Here is an 18,458-nt window from a genome sequence, read left to right as displayed (position 1 = left end):
CTCCTTGCGCTGCAGCCAACGGCGGCGCTGGGGCGAGGCGGCGTGGCGGTTCAGCGGCATAGGGACTTCGGCTCCAGCGGCGTGGGATCCGCGCTTTGCGAGGGCAGGGCAAGGCCACGCGCCTTGGCCTCGCGGGCTATCAGTCCGCCACCGCCGAAGCGCTGGTAGGCCGGATCGGCCTGGGCTTGCGCCAACGGCACGAAGCGCGCGCCGGCCGCTTGCAGCCGCCGAAGCACCTCGGGCAGGGTGACCGCGCTGAAGGCGCCCATATGGGTCAGCAGCACCAGCGGCAGCCGTCGGCCGTAGACGGCCTCGGAGTCGGTCAGGGCCTGGGCGATGCCGGCATCGACGCCGCGCAGGTAATGGGCCGTCATTGCGGCCACGGCCGCTTCATTGCCGACGGCCTTGCAGCGGGCATAGGCGTCGCTGTAGTCCCAGTCAGAGAAAGACAGGCTTACGTCGGCGATGCGGTAGCCGCGTTCCAGCAGCCAGGTCCTTGCGGCCTCGCGCCGCTCGCCGTCGCCGACCGCGAGATAGGGGTAGCGGAACCAGCGCCAGTCGCTGCCCGCCATCAATCGAGCGATCAGCGGCTCACCGGCCACTACATCCTCTTGCCAGGCCTCCAGGCTGGCCGCGCGGCCCAGGTTCATGTGGCTGTAGCTGTGGTTGCCCAGCGGCTGGCCGGCGCGGCGCCAGGCAGCCAGGGCGGCATCGCCTTCCTGTTCGGCGCCCCGCGAATTGACGAAGCCCCAGGCCTCGGTCACGCCGGCTTCGCGAAAGGCCTGCAGATGGGCCTCGGCCACCTGCAGCCGGCTGACGCCGGGCGGCAGCGCGCCATGGACCGGCAAATCGTCCACCGTGATCGCCACGTCGAAGCGCCGTGCCTGCAGGCGGTAGTACGCGGCCATCACCTCGAAGGCCAGCTTCTTCTGGCCGGTCTCGGACAGCAGGCCCTTGCGGTTCCAGCCGTTCTGGTAGACCGGATGCTCGCGGCGCGGCGAGCGGAAGTCCTTCAGCACCCAGGGCGAGAGGCCGGTCAGCGTGGGCAGCTTGTCCAGCATCGCCAGCGTGGCGCGGTAGTAGGCGGCCTGGAATTCTTCCGACCATTTGCGCGGCTTAGGGCTGGCGTCGTGCACGCCGGCCAGCGCATCGGCGCCGAACTCGGAGGCGAGCAGCGGCTTGTCCGCCGGCAGCTTCCACTGCAGCTTCGCCAGGTCTTCGAGCTTGTCGTCGCCATACCAGCCGGCGTAGGTGTTGACCGCCACCACGTCCAGATGTGGCAGCAGCGGGTCGGCAATCTCCAGCACCTGGCCCTTGCGCTCCACCAGCAGGGCGGCGCTGATCAATCGACTGGGGTCGAGCGCGCGCACGGTCGCGGCAAGGGCCGCGTGGAAGCGGGTGCGGTTCTCCGCCACCGGCGTCTCATTGCCCACGCTCCACAGCACCAGGGCCGCACGGTTGCGGTCGCGGTAGATGGTCTCGGCCTGCATGCTGCGGGCCTTGTCCAGCACCGCCTTGTTGTCCCAATCGACCGTCCAGTAGACCGGGATCTCGCTCCAGACCAGCAGGCCCAGCTCGTCGGCCGCGCGCAGCAGGGTCTCGGCATGCGGATAGTGCGAGAGCCTCACATAGTTGCCGCCCAGGCCCTGCTTGACCTGCTGCAGCAACGCACGGGCCGCGGCATCGTCCAGCCGCCGTGCCGGATTGGCGCTTAGCTCTTCCTCGTGCAGCGAGACGCCGCGCAGGAATATCGGCTGGCCGTTGAGCAGGATCTGGCTGCCCTGGACCTCGATGGTGCGCAGGCCAATGCGGTCGACGACTCGGTCGTCGCCGCTCGCGAACTCGACCTCGTAGAGCGTTGGCGATTCCGGTGTCCAGCGCTTCAGCGCGGCCGGTGCCATGGTCTCGAACCGGGCCAGGCCCTGGGCGTCGGTGCGGGCTTCGAGCTTCAGGCCCAGGGCGGCAATGCTTAGCTTCACCGCTTGCCCGGCCGCGCGCGGGCCGTTCAGCTGGATGCTGCCGACCAGGCGCTGCTCTTTGGTCAGCTGCAGCGTCGCATCGTCGATGAAGGTGGCCGGCGTCTGTATCAAGCGCACTGGCCGCGTGATGCCGCCGTAGAGATCCCAGTCGGTGATCTCGCCGGGAATGCTCTGGCCGTCATGGCGCGAATCCACGCCGACGACCAGGCGGTTGCCCTGATCCCGCAGCGTGCCGGTGACCTCGATGACGAAGGGCGTGAAGCCGCCTTCGTGCCGGCCGACCTCCTGGCCGTTCAGGTAGACGAACGCGCGGTAGTTGACCGCCTCGAAGCGCAGAAAGCTGCGCTGGCCGGTCGCTGCCTTGGGCGCATCGAAGCGGCGCTGGAACCAGATCAGGCCGTCGTAGTAGCGCAGCTCCGGCTCGGCCGAATTCCAGGCCCCGGGGACCTGCATGGTCGGGCCGCGGTCCAGGTCGAACTCGAAGAAGGCCGTGCCGGCCTGCGCCTCGGCCGCGGCGATATCGACATCGCGGTGCCGCTGCATGCGCGACTTGGCGACCCAGCCGTTGATGTCGGTGAGGCCGGTGCGGTAGAGGTCCTTGGAATAGGTCCAGCGGCCCGACAGGTCGAGGTTCTGCGCGCGGCTGCTGCTGGCGGTCAGCAGAAGCTGGGGGCGCAGATGGTCAGCGGCCAGGGCCGGTGGGTTCACGGCCCACAGCAGGGCGAGCAGAAACAGACGCAGCATGGGCGGTCCTTGCCTCAGTCGAAATGGAAGACCGAGGGCAGGGCCCATTGCCTGGGCTTGTTGTCGGGCTCCACTTCCATCAGCGGCGCCATGTAGTCCCACCAGCGGCGCATCACCGGCTGTTTGGGCAGGTCGTCGAATGGGAAGCCCGGCTTGCGCCGCAAGACCGCGAACAGTGACAGGGTCTGCTCGTCCAGGAAGATCGAATAGTCGTGGATGCCGGCATCGCGCAGTGCCTGCGCCAGCTCGGGCCAGAGCTCGTCGTGGCGGCGTTTGTACTCGTCCACCACGCCGGGCTTGAGCTGCATCTTGAAGGCGAGGATTTCCGAATCGCTGCTTGTCGTCATGCTGTTGTCTCCGTCTCTTATTGAATGTCTTGTTCGGCCAGGCTGAGACCGGACACGTCGCGGCGGCGCAGGGCCAGGTCGATTTGCCAATGCGCAGGGGCCAGTCCGTTCAGCGCGATGCCGGCGCCGACCGAGATAGCCGCGCCCAGGTTCAGCCGGCTGTCGGTGAAGCGCCAGTCTTCGGCGTCCTGCACATGGCCGCCACGTGCGGCTTGCGCGTCCAGCTGTTCGAACGCAAAGCGCCGGAGCGGCGCCTCGGCATAGGCATCGACCTCGAACAAGGTCTGGCAGCCACGGGCCCGGAGCCGGTCTATGCGCACACCGGCCACGCGGGTGCGGCCTTGCTCAATCGGCACCGGCGTGGCGAGTGTGTGCCAATGGGCCGGTGCGTTCACCCGTTCGGCCTCGGGAATCTGCGTCCGGCTGTAGCCCGGGTTCCAGTTCATGGTCGCCCGCACAGCCACCGGCACATCGATCAGCTTCAGGTCCTGCAGGTTCAGGTCCTCGATGAAGCCGCCACGGCTGGGTGCCGACTTGAAGAGCAGGCCCACCGGCACGCCGCCATGGACCTGGATGCGGCTGGCCTGGACGCGGCGTATGCCGCCCGAGGTTTCGCTGCCAAAGGTCAGGCCGGCCGCACCTTCGCGCACCGTGCAGTCCGTGATCTCCACGTCCTCGCAGGGCCTGGCCACGCGCAGGCCATCGGCATCGCGGCCCGCCTTGAGCACCAGGGCGTCGTCGTTGACCGCGATGTCGGCTCGGCGGACCTTGATGCGGCGCGAGGAGTCGATGTCTATGCCGTCGGTCGAAGGGCCCTTGGCCAGCGAGGCATCGCCTTCGTTGTTGCGGATCGTCAGGCCGTCGACCTCCACGTCTTCCGAATAGCAGAGGTGCAAGGTCCAGAAGCCCGAGCGGCGCAGCAGCAGGCCTTCGCCGATGCGGACGCGGCTGGCGCGGAAGAGCTGGATCAAGCGCGGCCTTTGCGCGTCGTAGTCCGAGGCCCAGCGCAGGCCGCGCGGCTCGTAGGCAGCGCGCAGCTTCCAGTAGCTGGCCCAGAAGCTTTGGCCGTCGCCGTCTATGCAGCCTTCGCCGAGGATCTCGACCTCGCTCTGTTCATAGACATTGAGCAGGGCAGCCGGCCATTGCATCTCGATGCCGGCCACGCGCGTGGGCAGTAGCGGATAGTCGGCCAGCGATTGCGAACCCAGCAGCTTCGCGCCGCGCTCGATCTGCAGCTTCAAGCCGCTCTTGAGGAAGAGCGAGCCAGTGAGATAGGTGCCGGGTCTGAGCCGCAGCACGGCCCCTTGCGCGGAGGCCGCATCGATGGCGGCTTGCAGCGCCTGGGTCTCGAGCGTGCGGCCGTCGCCGCGGGCGCCGAAGGCCTGCGCGTCCAGGCAGGCCCTCGTGGTCTTCATCGTCAGACGATGCCGCTGCCGCTGGCTCCGGCCCTGGCCGGGCGCTTGACGGCCGCGCTTTCGCGATAGCCGCTCTCGCGGTAGCAGGCCACCGGGTCGGCCGCGCCACCGCTGCGCACGCGGGCCATGGCGAGGATGGGCGCCACGTCGGTGCGGAAGGCCTGCTTCAGCGTCTGCGCCGACTGCAGGGCGTCATTGGCTTCCTGGTGCGAGGCCAGGGCCTTGCGGTCCACCAGGGCGGCCTGCACGAAGGCGCGCTGTACTTCGGCGGCGCTGCTCATCAGGCTCTCGATCGGGTCGGTCACGTTGTGCGACTGGTCCAGCATGTAGGCCGGCGCGAAGGCCGCGCCATCGCGCAGCGCGGCATCGGCCAGCTCGTTGAAGACCAGGAACAGCTGGAACGGGTCGATGGAGCCGGAGTCCAGATCGTCGTCGCCGTACTTGCTGTCGTTGAAGTGGAAGCCGCCCAGCTTGCCGAACTGCGCCAGGCGGGCCACGATCATCTCGATGTTGGTGTTGGGCGCGTGGTGGCCCAGGTCCACCAGGCACTTGGCCTTGTCGCCCAGCAGCTGGGCGCAGGCGAAGCTGGTGCCCCAGTCGGCGATGGTGGTGGCGTAGAAGGCCGGCTCGAACAGCTTGTGCTCTATGTACATCAGCCAGTCCGAAGGCAGCGCCTTGTAGATGCTGCGCATGCTGTCGAGGTAGCGCTCCAGCGAGCCGCGCAGATTGTGCTGGCCCGGGAAGTTGGCACCGTCGCCGACCCAGACCGTGAGGCCCTTGGAGCCGAGCGTCCTGCCCAGCTCAATGCACTCGATGTTGTGGGCGATGGCCTGCTCGCGCACCGCGGCGCTCTGGGCGGTGAGGCTGCCGTACTTGTAGGTCTGGGCGGCGCCTGCCTGGTCCTGGAAGGTGTTGGAGTTGACGGCGTCGAACGTGAGGCCGAAGCGGGCGGCCTGCTGCATCAGCGCGGCCGGATCGCCTGGCTTGTCCCAGGGGAAGTGCAGGGAGACCGTGGGCGTGGCGCGGGTCAGCTGGTGGATGACGGCGCAGTCCTCCAGCTTCTCCATCACGTCGCGCGGCTCGCCCTGGCCGGGGAAGCGGGCGAAGCGGGTGCCGCCGGTGCCCACGCCCCAGCTGGGGATGGCCACGGCGAACTGCTGCGCCTGCGCCGTGATCTTCTCTATGTCCACGCCGCGGCGCGAGAGCATGCCGCCCAGCGCGTCGTAGTCGGCCTGCAGGTTGGCTTGCGCCTTGGCGTTGTGCGCGGCCACGCGGCCGGCGTCGATGAGGTGGTCCATGTCTGTCTCCTGATTTCGATTTTGCGGGCCGAGCGCCGGGCCGCTCCCTAGCCGGCCCGCATTGGGCGATGTGCTTGCGGTTCAATACCGCAAGCATCGCCGTCCCCGCGGGGGACCGGCCAAGGTACTCCTTGGACGAGGGGCTTCATCTTGTGAAGGCGGCCGCGTTGCCGGCGTCCACATTGATCACGTTGCCGGTGCTCTTGCCGGCCTTGTCGCTGGCCAGGAAGTAGACGGCCTCGGCGATGTCCTCGGGCAGCACGCTGAGCTTGAGCATGCTGCGCTGGCGATAGAACTCCTCGATGTCGTCCGAGTCGATCTTGTTCGAGGCGGCGCGCTCTTCCTTCCACTTGCCGTCCCAGATGCGCGAGCCGCGTATCACCGCGTCGGGGTTGACCACGTTGACCCGCACGCCCACGGCCGCGCCTTCCAGTGCGATGCAGCGGGCCAGGTGGATTTCGGCCGCCTTGGCCGTGCAGTAGGCCGAGGCACCGGCCGAAGCGACCAGGCCGTTCTTGCTGGCGACGAAGACCATGCTGCCGCCTATGCCCTGCTGCTTCATCAGACGGAAGGCGCCGCGGCCGACCAGGAAGTAGCCGGTCACCAGGATGTTCTGGTTGCGCTGCCAGATCTCCAGCGTCGTGTCCTCCAGCGGCGCGGCCGAAGCGATGCCGGCGTTGGAGACGAGGATGTCCAGGCCGCCGAAGCGCAGGGCCGTGGCGTTGAGCAGCGACTCGACTTGGCTTTCTGCCGTGATGTCGCCGCGCACCGCGGCCACGCTGTCTTTGCCCGCTGCCTTGGTCAACGCCAGGCGGGCTTGCTCCAGCGCCTCGGCGTCGATGTCGGTCAACATCACGCAGGCGCCCTCGGCCAGCAGCTGGCGGGCCACGGCCTGGCCGATGCCGCCGGCACCGCCGGTGACCAGGGCCACACGGCCGGCCAGGCTCTTGGGCTTGGGCATGCGCTGGAGCTTGGCTTCCTCGAGCAGCCAGTATTCGATGTCGAAGGCTTCCTGCTCGGGCAGGCCCACGTACTGGTCCACGCCATTGGCGCCGCGCATCACATTGATCGCGTTGACATAGAACTCGGCGGCGATGCGGGCCGTGGCCTTGTCCTTGGCGAAGGACAGCATGCCCACGCCGGGGATCAGGTAGATCACCGGATTGGCATCGCGCATGGCCGGGCTGGTCGGGCGCTTGCAGCGCTCGTAGTAGGCCGCGTAGTCGGCGCGGTAGGCATCGAGCTTGGCGTCCAGGCTGGCGAGCAGGGCATCGACGTCGGGCTGGGCCGGGTCGAAGTCCAGCACCAGCGGGCGGATCTTGGTGCGCAGGAAATGGTCGGGGCAGGAGGTGCCCAGGGCGGCCAGCGCCGGCAGGTCCTGGCTGCAGACGAATTGAAGCACGGCCGCGCTGTCGTCGAAATGGCCCAGCTTGCGCTCGGCCTTGCCTATGCGGCCGCGCAGGGCCGGCATCACCTTGGCGGCCACGGCGGCGCGGGCCTCGGCATCGAGCTGGCCATGCTTGGCGCCGCCGAAAGAGGGCTGGCGCTCGTTCTCGGCCAGCCACTGTTCGGCCAGGCGGATCATCTCCAGCGTGGTCTCGTAGCAGGACTTGGCGGTATCGCCCCAGGTGAACAGGCCGTGGCCCTCGAGGATGATGCCCTTGAGCTGGGGTTGCTGGGTGGACAGCGCTTCCAGCTTGAGGCCCAGGTCATAGCCCGGGCGCTGCCAGGCCAGCCAGCCCAGCTGGCCGCCGAAGATGGTCTCGGTCAGCTGGCGGCTGTTCTTGCAGGCGGCGATGGCGATGATCGCGTCCGGATGCATGTGGTCCACATGGGCCCGCTGGATGTAGGCATGCAGCGGCGTATCAATGCTGGCGGCGCGCGGATTCAGGTTGAAGGTGCAGTGGGGCAGGTAGTCCACCATCTCGTCTTCATGGGCCAGGCCGCGGTAGCGTTCTTTCAGCGCCCGCAGCTTGTCCATGTAGAGCGTCGAGAAGCCGTCGAGCTTGATCGAGCCGAGGTCGCCGCCGGATCCCTTGACCCACAGCACCTCGGTATCGAGGCCGCTCAGATAATCCTGCTGGATGATTTTCGCGGAGGTATTGCCACCGCCGAAATTGGTGACCCGCAAATCCGAGCCAAGCAGATTCGAGCGGTACAGCAGCAATTCGGGAGCACTCAGCGTGGCGGCCTTGGCGTCGTCCCACAGCGAGTTGATGGGTGCCCGGGACTGGGCTTGAGCGGAGTCGGTCATCGCAATGTCACCTGTGTTGATTCTGGCGGGCCTTCTGGACCAGCGGGGCCGGTATTCAGGGCGCGGCGGACGGCCTTTGCCGGCCGCTTCGGGGCGAAGTGTGATCCCAAGCCGGGCCGCTGTTTCATGGGCGGCGCAGTAAATCAAAAGGATGATTGATTCCCCGACCAGGCTCGGCCGGCTTCGTCCGAAGCAATCACGGACTTGAGCGTTTCTTGATTGACCCGCCCCGTACCCTGGCGTAACCTGCCCGCAGGCTGTCCAAGCGCTCGGATTCCTGATCGAAGTTGAGCGAAGCCGGAGCAGCCACCAGAACCAGAAGAACCCAGCCGTGCATGCGTTCCAGGGCCGCCAGGGCCCCGCATGAGGAGACAACACCGGCCGAAACCCCCAGGAAGCATCCGGGGTCCGGCCGACCGCCAAGGTGGCCGCGATGATCAATCACAAACGTCACAAGCGCCTGCTCAAGCTGCTCGACGAGCATGACCAGGCCTCGGTTCCGCAATTGATGGACTGGCTCGCGGCTTCGGCCGCGACGGTCCGCCGGGATATTGCCTGGCTGGCCGCCAAAAACCAGCTGACGCGCACCCGGGGTGGTGCCCAGAAACTCCAGCAGAAGAAACGCTCATTCAATCTGTCGAGCGAAACATTCCAGAGCAACATACTCGCCAACGCGGCCGAGAAAAGGGCCATCGCGAGGTATGCCACAGGTATGTGCCGGGACGGCGAGACCATCATCATCAATGGCGGCACGACCACCTACATGATGGTCGAGTTCCTGGTCGACCGGCAGCTCAAGATCCTCACCAACTCATTCCTGATGGCCGAGCGGCTGCTGGTCTCGAGCGACAACGAAATCATCCTGCCGGGCGGCAAGGTCTATCGCGAGCAGAACGTGATCCTGAGTCCGTTCGAGAACGACATCGCCCAGCACCATTACGCGGCCAAGATGTTCATGAGCGTCTACGGCCTGTCCATCCTGGGCCTGATGGAAGCCGACCCGCTGCTGATCCAGGCCGAGAAGCGGCTGATAGGCCAGGCCGAAGAGCTGGTGGTGCTGGCCGACAGCTCCAAGTTCAGCCGCAAGGCCGGCCTGATCCTGTGCGGCCTGAACCGGGTCTCGACCGTGATCACCGACACCCATGCTTCGGACAGCGCCGTGCAGCTGCTGGAGCAGTACGGCGTCAAGGTCGTGACCGTGGAGCCCGAGCCCTTCAGCGCCCTGAACGACCCGGCCTACGCGGTGGAGGGCGAGCCGCCCGAGATCGCCTCCCTGTTTCGGAGTCACGAAGCCGGACTGGTAGCCGCCGGATGAGCCTGAGTGACCCGGGTCGCCCCAGCGCCAGCCTCATCCTCGACATAGGCAAGACCAACTGCAAGCTCAGCCTCATAGACCCGGCCGGCGGCCTGCTGGCCGAGGTCCGCACGCCCAATGCGGTGAGGCATGACGGACCCTATCCGCATCACGACGTGGAGCGGCTGTGGGACTGGATGCTGGGCCAGATGCGCGAGTTCGCGGCGCTGGCCGAGGTCAAGGCCATCGTGCCCGTGACCCATGGCGCCACGGCCGCCCTGGTGGACGAGCGCGGCCTGGTCCTGCCGGTGCTGGACTACGAGCATGGCTTCGTCGATGAAGCCTATGCCGCCGTGCGCCCGGCCTTCGACCAGACCCAATCACCTGAGCTGTCAGCCGGCCTCAACCTCGGCCGGCAATTGCACTGGCTGGCGAACCGGCATCCCGCTGAGTTCGCCCGGGCCCAGGCCATCCTGATGTATCCGCAGTACTGGGCCTGGCGGCTTTGTGGCGTGCTGGCCGGCGAGGTCACCTCGCTGGGCTGCCACACGGATTTGTGGAATCCGGCGTCGCAGGACTATTCATCGCTGGTTGAAAGCATGGGCTGGCAGACCCAGCTGCCACCGCTGCGTATGGCCTGGGAGCGCCTGGGAGTGCTGACGCCGGAAGTGCGCGCGCTGACCGGCTTGCCCGAGGGCTGCGAGGTGGTCTGCGGCATCCACGACAGCAATGCCTCGCTGCTGCGCCACATCCTGGCCCGGCAGGCCGATGGCGGCGAACCCTGCACTGTGCTGTCCACCGGCACCTGGGTGATTGCGGCGGCCTTGGGCTCGGCGACCCGGCCGCTGGTCGAAAGCCAGGACATGCTGGCCAACTGCAACGTGCTCGGCGAGGCCGTGCCCTGCATGCGATTCATGGGCGGCCGCGAATTCGCGGCGCTGGCCGGCAGTCCGCCGGCTGAATTCGACCTGGGCGACATCGAGCGCCTGATCGCGCTCGGCACCCATGCGCTGCCTTGCTTCGCCGAGACTGGCGGCCCATTCGCGGGCCGGGTCGGCAGCATCGAAGGCCCGAAACCGAAGACGGCGGCCGAGCGTTCGGCCCTGGCCACGCTCTACGCCGTCCTGATGACCGACTGGTGCCTGGACGCGCTGGGCGTGGAGCAGGGCGCCATCGTGGTCGAGGGCGCGTTCACCGCCAACCCCTGGTTCGGTCCTTTGCTGGCCGGCCTGAAGCCGGACCGCCGCGTCGTCGTGTCCGACGACGCCAGCGGCACGACGGCCGGGGGCTGGCTGCTGCAGCAATGGGGCGCCAAGGCCGATGGCGAGCAACTTCAGCAGCCGGTGGCGCCGCTGGCCTTGCCGGGCCTGGCTGCCTATGCGCAGGGCTGGCGGCGCCGGCTGCCGAGCTAGCGGTTCAGAGCATCCGCCGCAGGCCTTCGCGGTCCGGGGCGGACACCAGCTCGCCCTCCAGCGCGGCCAGCAGGGCCTGTGCGGTGCGGTAGCCAACGCGCAGCTTGCGTTGCAGCGAGCTGATCGAGGCGTCTCGGCTGGATCGCACATGGTCGGCAGCGGCGCTGATCTGTTCGAACGATAGCGCCGGCAGCAGCCTGAGGGACTCCAACCAGGCCTCCAGCTGCAATAGCTGTGCCGGTCGCAAGCCCAGGGCGCCATCGCAGGCGATCAGCCGGTCGCAATGCACCGGGAACTCCCAGACCGAGTCGTCGAGGGCCAGCCAGGGGCGCCCGCCGCCATGCTCTTGCCAGTAGTTCAGGATCTCGGTGTGGCGGGCCAGCGCTCCGGTGTGGGCGGCGCCTGTGCATCCCTGGGCTCGCTCGGCCAGCGCCGTTGGCAGCAGGTCCAGCAAGTCCTTCCATTCGTGGTGGAAGCGCCAGCTCGATGAAATCACGACATCCAGGGTCGGCCAGCGGTGCAGCAGCGCCATCAGGGGGCCGGCTTGCTTGAACCAGACCGCGGGCGCCGCGCCGTTGGGATGCAGCACGCCATCGAAGTCCAGGAACAGCAGGGGCGCATGGCTGGCTGCGGACAAGCGGGGGCCGACGACGGGCCAGCGGACTTGGGGCAGGGGATTCATCGCCCCAGCATCGAGGCGCTTGCGACCGAATGGGTCGCAGCAGCCGCTCGTGGCTCAGCCCGATTTGCCGTGCCGCTGGAGTGCGGTCTCCAGCGTCTGACGGATCTCGTCCCTGAGCTCGGTCGGCGCGAGCAGCTCGATCTCGTCGATATGACCGAGCAGCCACCAGCGCAACTCCCAGCTGGGTTTCAAGCGCACCTGCAGCAGCACCCGGCCATCGGCCATTGGCGTCAGTTGCTGGGATTCGTCCAGCGGCGCCTCGTCCAGCACGGCCGCCAGCGAGGCGCTGCAGGCCAGCTTCAGGTCCAGCGCCTGGTTGGAAGCCATTGCGCCGAACTGGCCGCGCCCGTCCGCCATGGCTTGCGCCAGGCTCAGGCCCTCGGGAATCGCCACCGGCTCGGGCCGCATGGAAGCAGCCTGCACGCGGTGCAGGGCAAACAGGCGCGGCACCTCGTGCCGCGCGGAGTCGCTCAGGGCGACCAGGTAAAGCGCATGGCCGCGCAGCAGCAAGCCCAGCGGATGGAGCCGGTAGTGGGCGGCCTGGCTCGCCGAGCCCTTGCGATAGCGCAGGTCCAGCTGCCGGTCCTGCATCAGGGCCTCGGCCACTTCGGCCAGCAGGTCTTCAGTGGGCAGGGCCGGCGGCTTGAGGGCCAGTCCGGGCGGCACCACCTGCAGCTTGTCGGCCCAACGCCTCGCGCCGGCTCGCGGCCCCTGCCGGTCCAGCACCTGCTGGGCCTGGGCGAACAGCTCCTGCAGCCGCGGACTCCAGCTGGCCGGCAGCGCAGCCCGCAGATGCCGGGCCACCAGCACCAGGCTCAGCGCCTCGGGCGTGGACATGCCGGCCACGGCCTGCCGGGCCGCCATCGAGCGCCAGCGCCAGCCATGCGGCTTGCTGCCTTCGTCGCATTCGATCTCGAAATGCCGCTGCAGCAAGCGAAGGTCGCGCTGGACGGTGCGGGGCTCAACCGCATTGCCCCGCTCACCCAAGGCCTGGCGCAGCTCCGCCACCGTGGCCTGAGCGCTGACCGGCAGGGCCGACAGCAGGTCGAGAAGGCGGCGCAGGGACTTGGGGGTGGGGGAGGAGGGCATGGGTCTGAGCAGGGCGTCGAATCAGGCTAGTTGAGCAAGGCGATGGCTTGCTCGCGGAACTTCGTCTCCGGTTGAAGCAGTCCAATGGCTTGCATAAGGCTGTCTAGGATCGCCGCACGCAATCGCTCGTAGCTGAGATCGTGTGCATCCCTGTGCGTGTACAGGAAGGCCTTATCGTCGAACTTGCCAGCCCTTGCAGGCTCAAGGCTGGCCTCGCCTTGCTCATCCGCCGGCTTGTCTAGGGCGCGCACTTGCCACCACTCGGACGGCATTTCGTCCTCGCGTCTACCGAGCAGCTCGACGACAGCTGCCAGAGGTTCTGGATGCTTCAGCGGCTTGAGGACACTGACGAAATGCCGGTAGACGCACTCCTGAACCTGAACGCCGACGCGCAACACCTGAGTCTTGGGCGAGTCCAGGTCTGCTTCTTCATCGGTCGTGGAAATGAATTCGATGTTGAGGCCGGGCTTCGCTCGAGTCATGAAGGCCTGGTGCACGAGTGTCCAACCATTTGTTCTTAAATGGGCAATCTGCTGTTTGAGTTCACGGTTTGCTTCGTCGAACAGACGCTGCGAGAGCAAGCTGAATCCCAGCTTGCCGACCAGGTCGTGAAGTCTGTATGCATGGAAGCCGAGGCTGAGGTCATCACACAGCGCAGACAGGCATTCGCCATCTGGGCTGAAGAAGCGGTTCATTCGATCGACCACCCTGTCTCGCAAAGCCAGCAGCCGCTCGGTCGATTGGCAGTACTCCTGTACCAGACAGGGCGTCAATCGCTTGGCCAGAACCAGACCGCGGTCACCAGGGCCTGGCAGTACCGCTTCCTGAATCTTCAGAGCAGCGACCAACTCGCTCCATGGGAGCAGATCCCAGTCTGTGTCCGGGACTGCCGTCTCGCCATGGCTCGGAGCCAGCAGGATCCGCTTGATATTGCAGTGGGCGGCTGCGAACGTCCGCTGACCCGCGTCATCGCCTTTCGTGCCGTAGGCCCGGAGGAGCGCGTAGGGAGCATCCTTGCTGTGGGTCGTCGGGTCGCCACTGAGTTGGACATGAAACTTGGTCAGCCGCAGGTCACCCGGGTAGGTCTCACTGTCGACACGGATTTCGTCCAATTCAAGATCGATGCCCTTGCGCAGCTTCTTGTCATAGCCGCGCAGCTGCTCCGCTGTCGGCAGCGACTTGAATTTGGCCTCGATGATCACCAGCGGGGCGCGACCGGCCTGGCTAGCGAGTCGATCGCCTTTGGTCTTGTAGGCGGTGAGCAGGGTGCCGTCCATCAGCTTCATGACCGCGCCGTCCGGTTTGTCCACGCCGGGCGCGGCGAGTATCACCAGGTCGAGATTCGAATGCTCACGCCAGACCCAAACCTCGTCGGGCGGGTTCGGCCCGAACAGCCGCGCCAGCAAGCGGGTTCTTGCGGCTTGTAGTTCTGCGGTCCGCTGCGCAGGCGGAAGTTCGAGAACGAAGGCAATGAAATTGGTATGGAAAAGCTCCTTGGCACCTCTCGACATCGAAAAGGTCGGCGAGCTGGCGAGCTCATCCAAGGTGGGCTTGCAGATCTTGGACAGGCTGTTGCTTGTTTCTGTCATGTCGTGCCTTGCGGTACAGGTCTTCGGTCAGCGATGCACAGCCTAGCGCCCTAAGCCCGCACCACCCGCATCCAACTCCGCACCCGTGCCAAATCCACCGCACACTGCAGTTCCTCGTCTTCGGCCAGCACGGCCTCGGCCTCGACGCGTGCCAGGGCGCCCCAGTGGCGGTCGGACCAGTGGGCGATCAGCGCCTGGATGGCCTGGCGGCAGGCCTCGGAAGGCGGGCCGCCATGCAGGGGGCCGTGCAAGCTGGCGTCGACCCAGAGCCTGCCGCTGAAATAGTCGGCCTCGAGCAGGGCCAGCGAGCAGGGTTCGCGCTGGCCGGGCGGATACAGAAGCAGCCACTGCAGCCGGCCGATCAGGCTGTCGCCAAGGCGTGGGGTCAGGTCATGCCTGCCGAAGTAGGCCAGGGCCGCCCTAACTTCCTCGGCCGTGGAGAGGCAGCGCAGCTCGCGCTCGCCAAAGGTCTGGCTGGTTTCGAACAGCGGTGACCAGTGCAAGGCCCAGGCCGCCCGTCCGCTGCGTCGGGGTTGCTGTTGCAGGGCATGCCAGCGCTGCAGCCGCTCCATCCACCATTCGGGGGAAGCCGCCCGCCAGGGCTCGTGAATGGGATGGCCGGGCCAGATGTCGTCGTCATGGCTGCGTCGCCAATGGCCGTTGAGGCGTGGCAGCACCCGCGTCAGCAGCAGGTAGCGTGGCTCGCCGCCTTCCAGCGCGCAGGCCAGGGCCTCCCAGTCGCCGCGGTAGCGAAGACGCAACTCACGCAGCAGCCAGCGCCGGACAGCGACCGGCAGGCGCGAGTCATCGCATTGCTGCGAAGGGGCTTGGCCGAAGGACAGCAGCATGTCGAGCCGGGCCAGGCAACGGAAGGCGGCTTCGAGTGCCGCACCTCCGCAGGGCCAGGCCGCGGCGGGCAGTTGGCGGCATAGGCGGTAGAGGTCGGCATAGGCTTCGTAGGGGCGCCTCGTCACCTCCTGGCAGCTGAGCCCGGCTATGCGTCGCACGGCCCAGGCCGGCAGCAGGCTGGCCTCGGCCAGGGTGCGGACCAGGCGCCGCATCGGCAGCGGGGAGGAGGCCTCGGGCCTGGCGAGCCGGGCGAGCCAGCGCAGCTGGGCCAGGCGCCGTGGTCCGGCGACCGGGAGGCAGGCGAACATCAGGGCTATGGCGCCCCCGGCTCTGCGCATCAATTCGCGGCGGGCGAGGGCGGCGGCCTGTTGCCGTGGCGCCAGGATCCAGCGCAGCAGCGGCGGCAGCAGCGGATGCGGCGCCTGGTTGACGCCCATGGCCACCAGCTCGCCTTGCAGCGATCCCTGCCAGATTTGCAGCGCCATCGCGTCGCGCAGCCGCCATTCGGCCGGCACGATGAAGTTCATCAGTGCGGTGCGCAGGTTTTGCGGCAGCCGCCGCGCCTGCATCTGCCACGACCATTGGGTGCAGCGCCGCTGCACCCAGGCGACCAGGTAGCTGCACAGCTCGGCGATATCGGCGACGTCGTCGTTGCGACGGCCATGGGTCCGCGGCAGGCGCAGCGCACCGCAGGCATCGAGATAGGGGCCGGTGGGCAGGACTTGCGGCGTCTCGCCAGGAGCTTCGGCCAGCGCCCAGGCTCGCAGCGGCCCGGCGCCGCACAGCTGGGCGACCGGCTGCGCCCAGGCCGGGCTCAGCAGTTCGAGGGCGGTGGTCTGCCAGCTCGTCGGCAGGCGCGTCAACCAGTCCTGCAGTGATTCGGCCGAGACCGAGGCCAGGCTCAGCGGTGGAAGCGATCCTGGACCGAGGTCGGAGTGGCCTTGGGCGTGCATGGACGGCATGCTGGACCGGCCTGCGACGAGATGGGTCGCAGCCGGGTCTCGTCGTCGGACTTGCCTGACGCGGGCAGCGAAGGCCCTAGGATGCCGCTCATTCCTGCATCGGAACGGAGGCTCACTGCATGGCTGTCCACCGCTACCTGACCAAGAGCCGCTTCAAGCTGGCGACCGAATGCGGCACCAAGCTGCACTACACCGGCGATCCCGAGTACTTCAACAGCCGTGAAGACAACAGTTTTCTGGCCGCGCTGGCCGAAGGCGGCTTCCAGGTCGGCGCGCTGGCCTGCCTGATGCTGCCGGGCGGCGTGATGGTCGAGGAGCGCGATGCCGAGGGGCAGCTGGCCAGGACCCATGAGCTGCTGCAGCGGGACGAGGTCGTGATCTACGAGGCCACGCTGGCGCATGAAGGCAAGCTGGTGCGCGTGGACCTGATGCACAAGCAGGGCCGGACGATCGACCTGATCGAGGTCAAGGCCAAGAGCTATTCGCCGGGCGGCGATGCTGACTTCCGTGCGGCCCGCGCCGGATTCAAGGCGGCCTGGCTGCCCTACCTGCTCGACATTGCCTACCAGCATCATGTGGCGGGCCTGGCACTGCCGGGGTTCGAGATCCAGCCTTGGCTGATGCTGGCCAACAAGGAAGCGCGGGCCACGGTGAATGGCCTGGGCCAGGCCTTCAAGCTGAGGCGCCAAGGCAGGCAGATGCAGGTGGAGCTGGCGCCCGGCATCGCCGAGCGACTGGGCGAGCCCTTGCTGATCCGGGTGCCGGTGTCCAGCCAGGTGGCCGAACTGCAGGCCGGCACTTTGCGGGTGGGCGACGCCGAGCTGCCGTTCGCCGAAGCGGTGCAGAGGCTGGGCCGCGCCGGCCGCGGCGAGATCCGGATTCCCGGGCGGCCCTCGCAGGCCTGCGGGACTTGCGAGTTCCGCAGGCCGGAGCCCCCAGCTGCTGGCCAGCCGCGCAGCGGCTTTCACGAATGCTGGCGCGCCGCGCTGGGATGGAGCGATGCAGACTTCGCCGATCCCTTGGTGCTGGACCTCTGGAACGGCCGCCGCAAGGCCCAGTGGCTGGAGCAGGGCCTGTACAAGCTCAAGCAATTGCATCCCGAGGACCTGGGCGCCGATGCCGAGGCCGAGCCCGCACTGACCGGCCTGAGCACGCCGCAGCGGCAATGGATGCAATGCAGCGAGCATGGCCAGTGGACCGACCACGAAGGGCTGCGCCAGGCGATGGCGAGCTGGCGCTATCCGCTCAACTTCATCGACTTCGAGACGGCCATGCTGGCCATTCCCTACCAGGCCGGCCGGCGGCCCTACGAGGTCACCGCCTTCCAGTTCAGCCACCACCAGATGGATGCATCAGGCCGGGTGGTCCATGCCGCGCAGTTTCTCGATGCGCGGCCGGGTCAGGATCCGAACCGCGGCTTTGTCCGGGCCTTGCAGCGGACGCTGGAAGGCAATGCCGGCACGGTGCTGCGCTGGAGCCATCACGAAAACAATGTGCTGAACGCGCTGTACCGCCGCTTCGAGGAAGAGCAGCAGCCGGGCGATGACGAGCTGATGGCCTTCATCGCGAGCATCACCCACGACGATGGCCGTGAGGCCGGGCCCCGCAACATGGTCGACCTGTGCGAGCTGGCCCAACGGTTTTTCTACGCGCCCGGCACGCGAGGCAGCAGCTCGCTGAAGAAGGTGCTGCCGGCGCTGATGCGCTCCAGCCCCTGGCTGCGCAATTTCTACGGCCTGCCGGTCTACGGCAGCCCGGCCATGCCCAGCCTGAACCTGCAACAGCCCATGGCCTGGTGGGTGGCCGCTGAAGATGGCAAACCGCTGGATCCCTATGACCTGCTGCCTCGGGTCTTCGACGATCTCGATGCGAGCGAAATGGCTGGCCTCGATGCCGGCCTGGACAACGACCTGCAGGAGGGCGGCGCGGCCATGATCGCCTACGCCCGGCTGCAGCAGGAGGCCATGCCAGAGCCGGTGCGTGATGCGATCCAGCGTGCCTTGCTGCGCTACTGCGAACTGGACACCCTGGCCATGGTGATGGCGGTCCAGGCCTGGACCGAGGCGTCCCGGCCGGCCTAGGCGCGCGACCGGCTGTTTGGCTTCCTGGGCCGGGCGGCTGGCATCGCGGCAGGACCTTCGCGCCGGCGGTCCAGCGCTCCGGAGGCCGCCGCCTTGAGCAGCCGCCTAAAGGTCGGACATTCGGCATGGCTGGGCGCCGGGCAGGCGGCCGCATGGCGCAGGCCGCGGGCCACGGCCTGCAGATGGCTGATGGTCTGCTCGATCTCCTCGGCCTTGCTGGCCAGCAGGCGCCGGTCGATATTGGGCGCGCCGCCGGGCGCGAGCATGGCCTGGATCTCGTCCAGCGAGAGGCCGGCCGCCTGGCCCAGGGCGATCAGGGCCAACTGGTCGAGCACGGCCGGAGCGAACTGCCGGCGCGCGCCCTCGGGGCCCAGCGAGGCGATCAGGCCCTTCTTCTCGTAGTAGCGCAGGGCCGAGGCGGCGATGCCGGCCCGCTTGGCGACTTCAGAAATATCCATCGCGA

General features: G+C 67.8%; 13 protein-coding genes. 3 read left to right on the top strand and 10 right to left on the bottom strand.

The features are described 5' to 3' along the window. Positions 1-50: 50 nt before the first annotated feature. The 5 genes from QT382_RS04125 to QT382_RS04105 all read right to left on the bottom strand — a co-directional run bounded on the left by QT382_RS04125 (position 51) and on the right by QT382_RS04105 (position 8,037). A complete protein-coding gene (locus tag QT382_RS04125) occupies positions 51-2,723 on the bottom strand; it encodes a glycoside hydrolase family 2 TIM barrel-domain containing protein (protein WP_289252775.1) in 2,673 nt (890 codons plus the stop codon). Positions 2,724-2,737: 14 nt separating this feature from the next. After that, positions 2,738-3,070, bottom strand: coding sequence for an L-rhamnose mutarotase (rhaM, locus tag QT382_RS04120; protein ID WP_289252774.1), 333 nt, complete (start codon positions 3,068-3,070; stop codon positions 2,738-2,740). A 17-nt stretch (positions 3,071-3,087) separates the two neighbouring features. After that, positions 3,088-4,485 (bottom strand): glycoside hydrolase family 28 protein, encoded by a 1,398-nt coding sequence (locus tag QT382_RS04115; protein WP_289252773.1) that lies wholly within the window; start codon positions 4,483-4,485, stop codon positions 3,088-3,090. A gap of 2 nt (positions 4,486-4,487) precedes the next feature. After that, positions 4,488-5,783: an L-rhamnose catabolism isomerase gene (rhaI, locus tag QT382_RS04110; protein ID WP_289252772.1), complete on the bottom strand. Its 1,296-nt coding sequence runs from the start codon at positions 5,781-5,783 to the stop codon at positions 4,488-4,490. Between the two features lie 145 nt (positions 5,784-5,928). Next, positions 5,929-8,037 carry a bifunctional rhamnulose-1-phosphate aldolase/short-chain dehydrogenase gene (locus QT382_RS04105; RefSeq protein WP_289252771.1) on the bottom strand — a complete coding sequence of 703 codons (2,109 nt, stop codon included), beginning with the start codon at positions 8,035-8,037 and terminating at the stop codon, positions 5,929-5,931. Between the two features lie 433 nt (positions 8,038-8,470). Between QT382_RS04105 and QT382_RS04100 the strand changes: the two genes are divergently transcribed. Together QT382_RS04100 and QT382_RS04095 are read left to right on the top strand one after the other, a co-directional pair. Next, the gene (locus tag QT382_RS04100) at positions 8,471-9,352 is read left to right on the top strand and encodes a DeoR/GlpR family DNA-binding transcription regulator (protein WP_289252770.1); all 882 of its coding nucleotides are present in this window, start codon (positions 8,471-8,473) and stop codon (positions 9,350-9,352) included. Further along, positions 9,349-10,743: an FGGY-family carbohydrate kinase gene (locus tag QT382_RS04095; protein ID WP_289252769.1), complete on the top strand. Its 1,395-nt coding sequence runs from the start codon at positions 9,349-9,351 to the stop codon at positions 10,741-10,743. Before QT382_RS04100 ends, QT382_RS04095 begins: the two co-directional genes overlap by 4 nt. Positions 10,744-10,747: 4 nt before the next feature. On the opposite strand, the gene QT382_RS04090 is transcribed toward QT382_RS04095, so the two are convergent. The 4 genes from QT382_RS04090 to QT382_RS04075 are packed head-to-tail and all read right to left on the bottom strand — an operon-like array spanning position 10,748 to position 15,905. Beyond that, a complete protein-coding gene (locus tag QT382_RS04090) occupies positions 10,748-11,425 on the bottom strand; it encodes an HAD domain-containing protein (RefSeq protein WP_289252768.1) in 678 nt (225 codons plus the stop codon). Between the two features lie 54 nt (positions 11,426-11,479). Continuing rightward, on the bottom strand, positions 11,480-12,514 hold the full coding sequence (locus QT382_RS04085) for a helix-turn-helix transcriptional regulator (protein ID WP_289252767.1): 1,035 nt from the start codon (positions 12,512-12,514) through the stop codon (positions 11,480-11,482). Positions 12,515-12,540: 26 nt separating this feature from the next. Beyond that, positions 12,541-14,103: a hypothetical protein gene (locus tag QT382_RS04080; protein ID WP_289252766.1), complete on the bottom strand. Its 1,563-nt coding sequence runs from the start codon at positions 14,101-14,103 to the stop codon at positions 12,541-12,543. A gap of 50 nt (positions 14,104-14,153) precedes the next feature. Then, positions 14,154-15,905 (bottom strand): hypothetical protein, encoded by a 1,752-nt coding sequence (locus QT382_RS04075; protein ID WP_289252765.1) that lies wholly within the window; start codon positions 15,903-15,905, stop codon positions 14,154-14,156. Between the two features lie 128 nt (positions 15,906-16,033). Between QT382_RS04075 and QT382_RS04070 the strand changes: the two genes are divergently transcribed. After that, positions 16,034-17,995, top strand: coding sequence for a DUF2779 domain-containing protein (locus tag QT382_RS04070; RefSeq protein WP_289252764.1), 1,962 nt, complete (start codon positions 16,034-16,036; stop codon positions 17,993-17,995). On the opposite strand, the gene QT382_RS04065 is transcribed toward QT382_RS04070, so the two are convergent. After that, on the bottom strand, positions 17,992-18,453 hold the full coding sequence (locus tag QT382_RS04065) for a helix-turn-helix domain-containing protein (protein ID WP_289252763.1): 462 nt from the start codon (positions 18,451-18,453) through the stop codon (positions 17,992-17,994). The two genes, QT382_RS04070 and QT382_RS04065, sit on opposite strands and share 4 nt — an antisense overlap. Positions 18,454-18,458 lie beyond the last annotated feature (5 nt).

Source organism: Pelomonas sp. SE-A7, from assembly GCF_030345705.1.
In the GTDB taxonomy this organism is placed as follows: Bacteria; Pseudomonadota; Gammaproteobacteria; order Burkholderiales; family Burkholderiaceae_C; genus JAUASW01.
The sequence above is the reverse complement of the archived record's forward strand: the minus strand, read 5'-3'. Positions and strand labels throughout refer to the sequence as shown.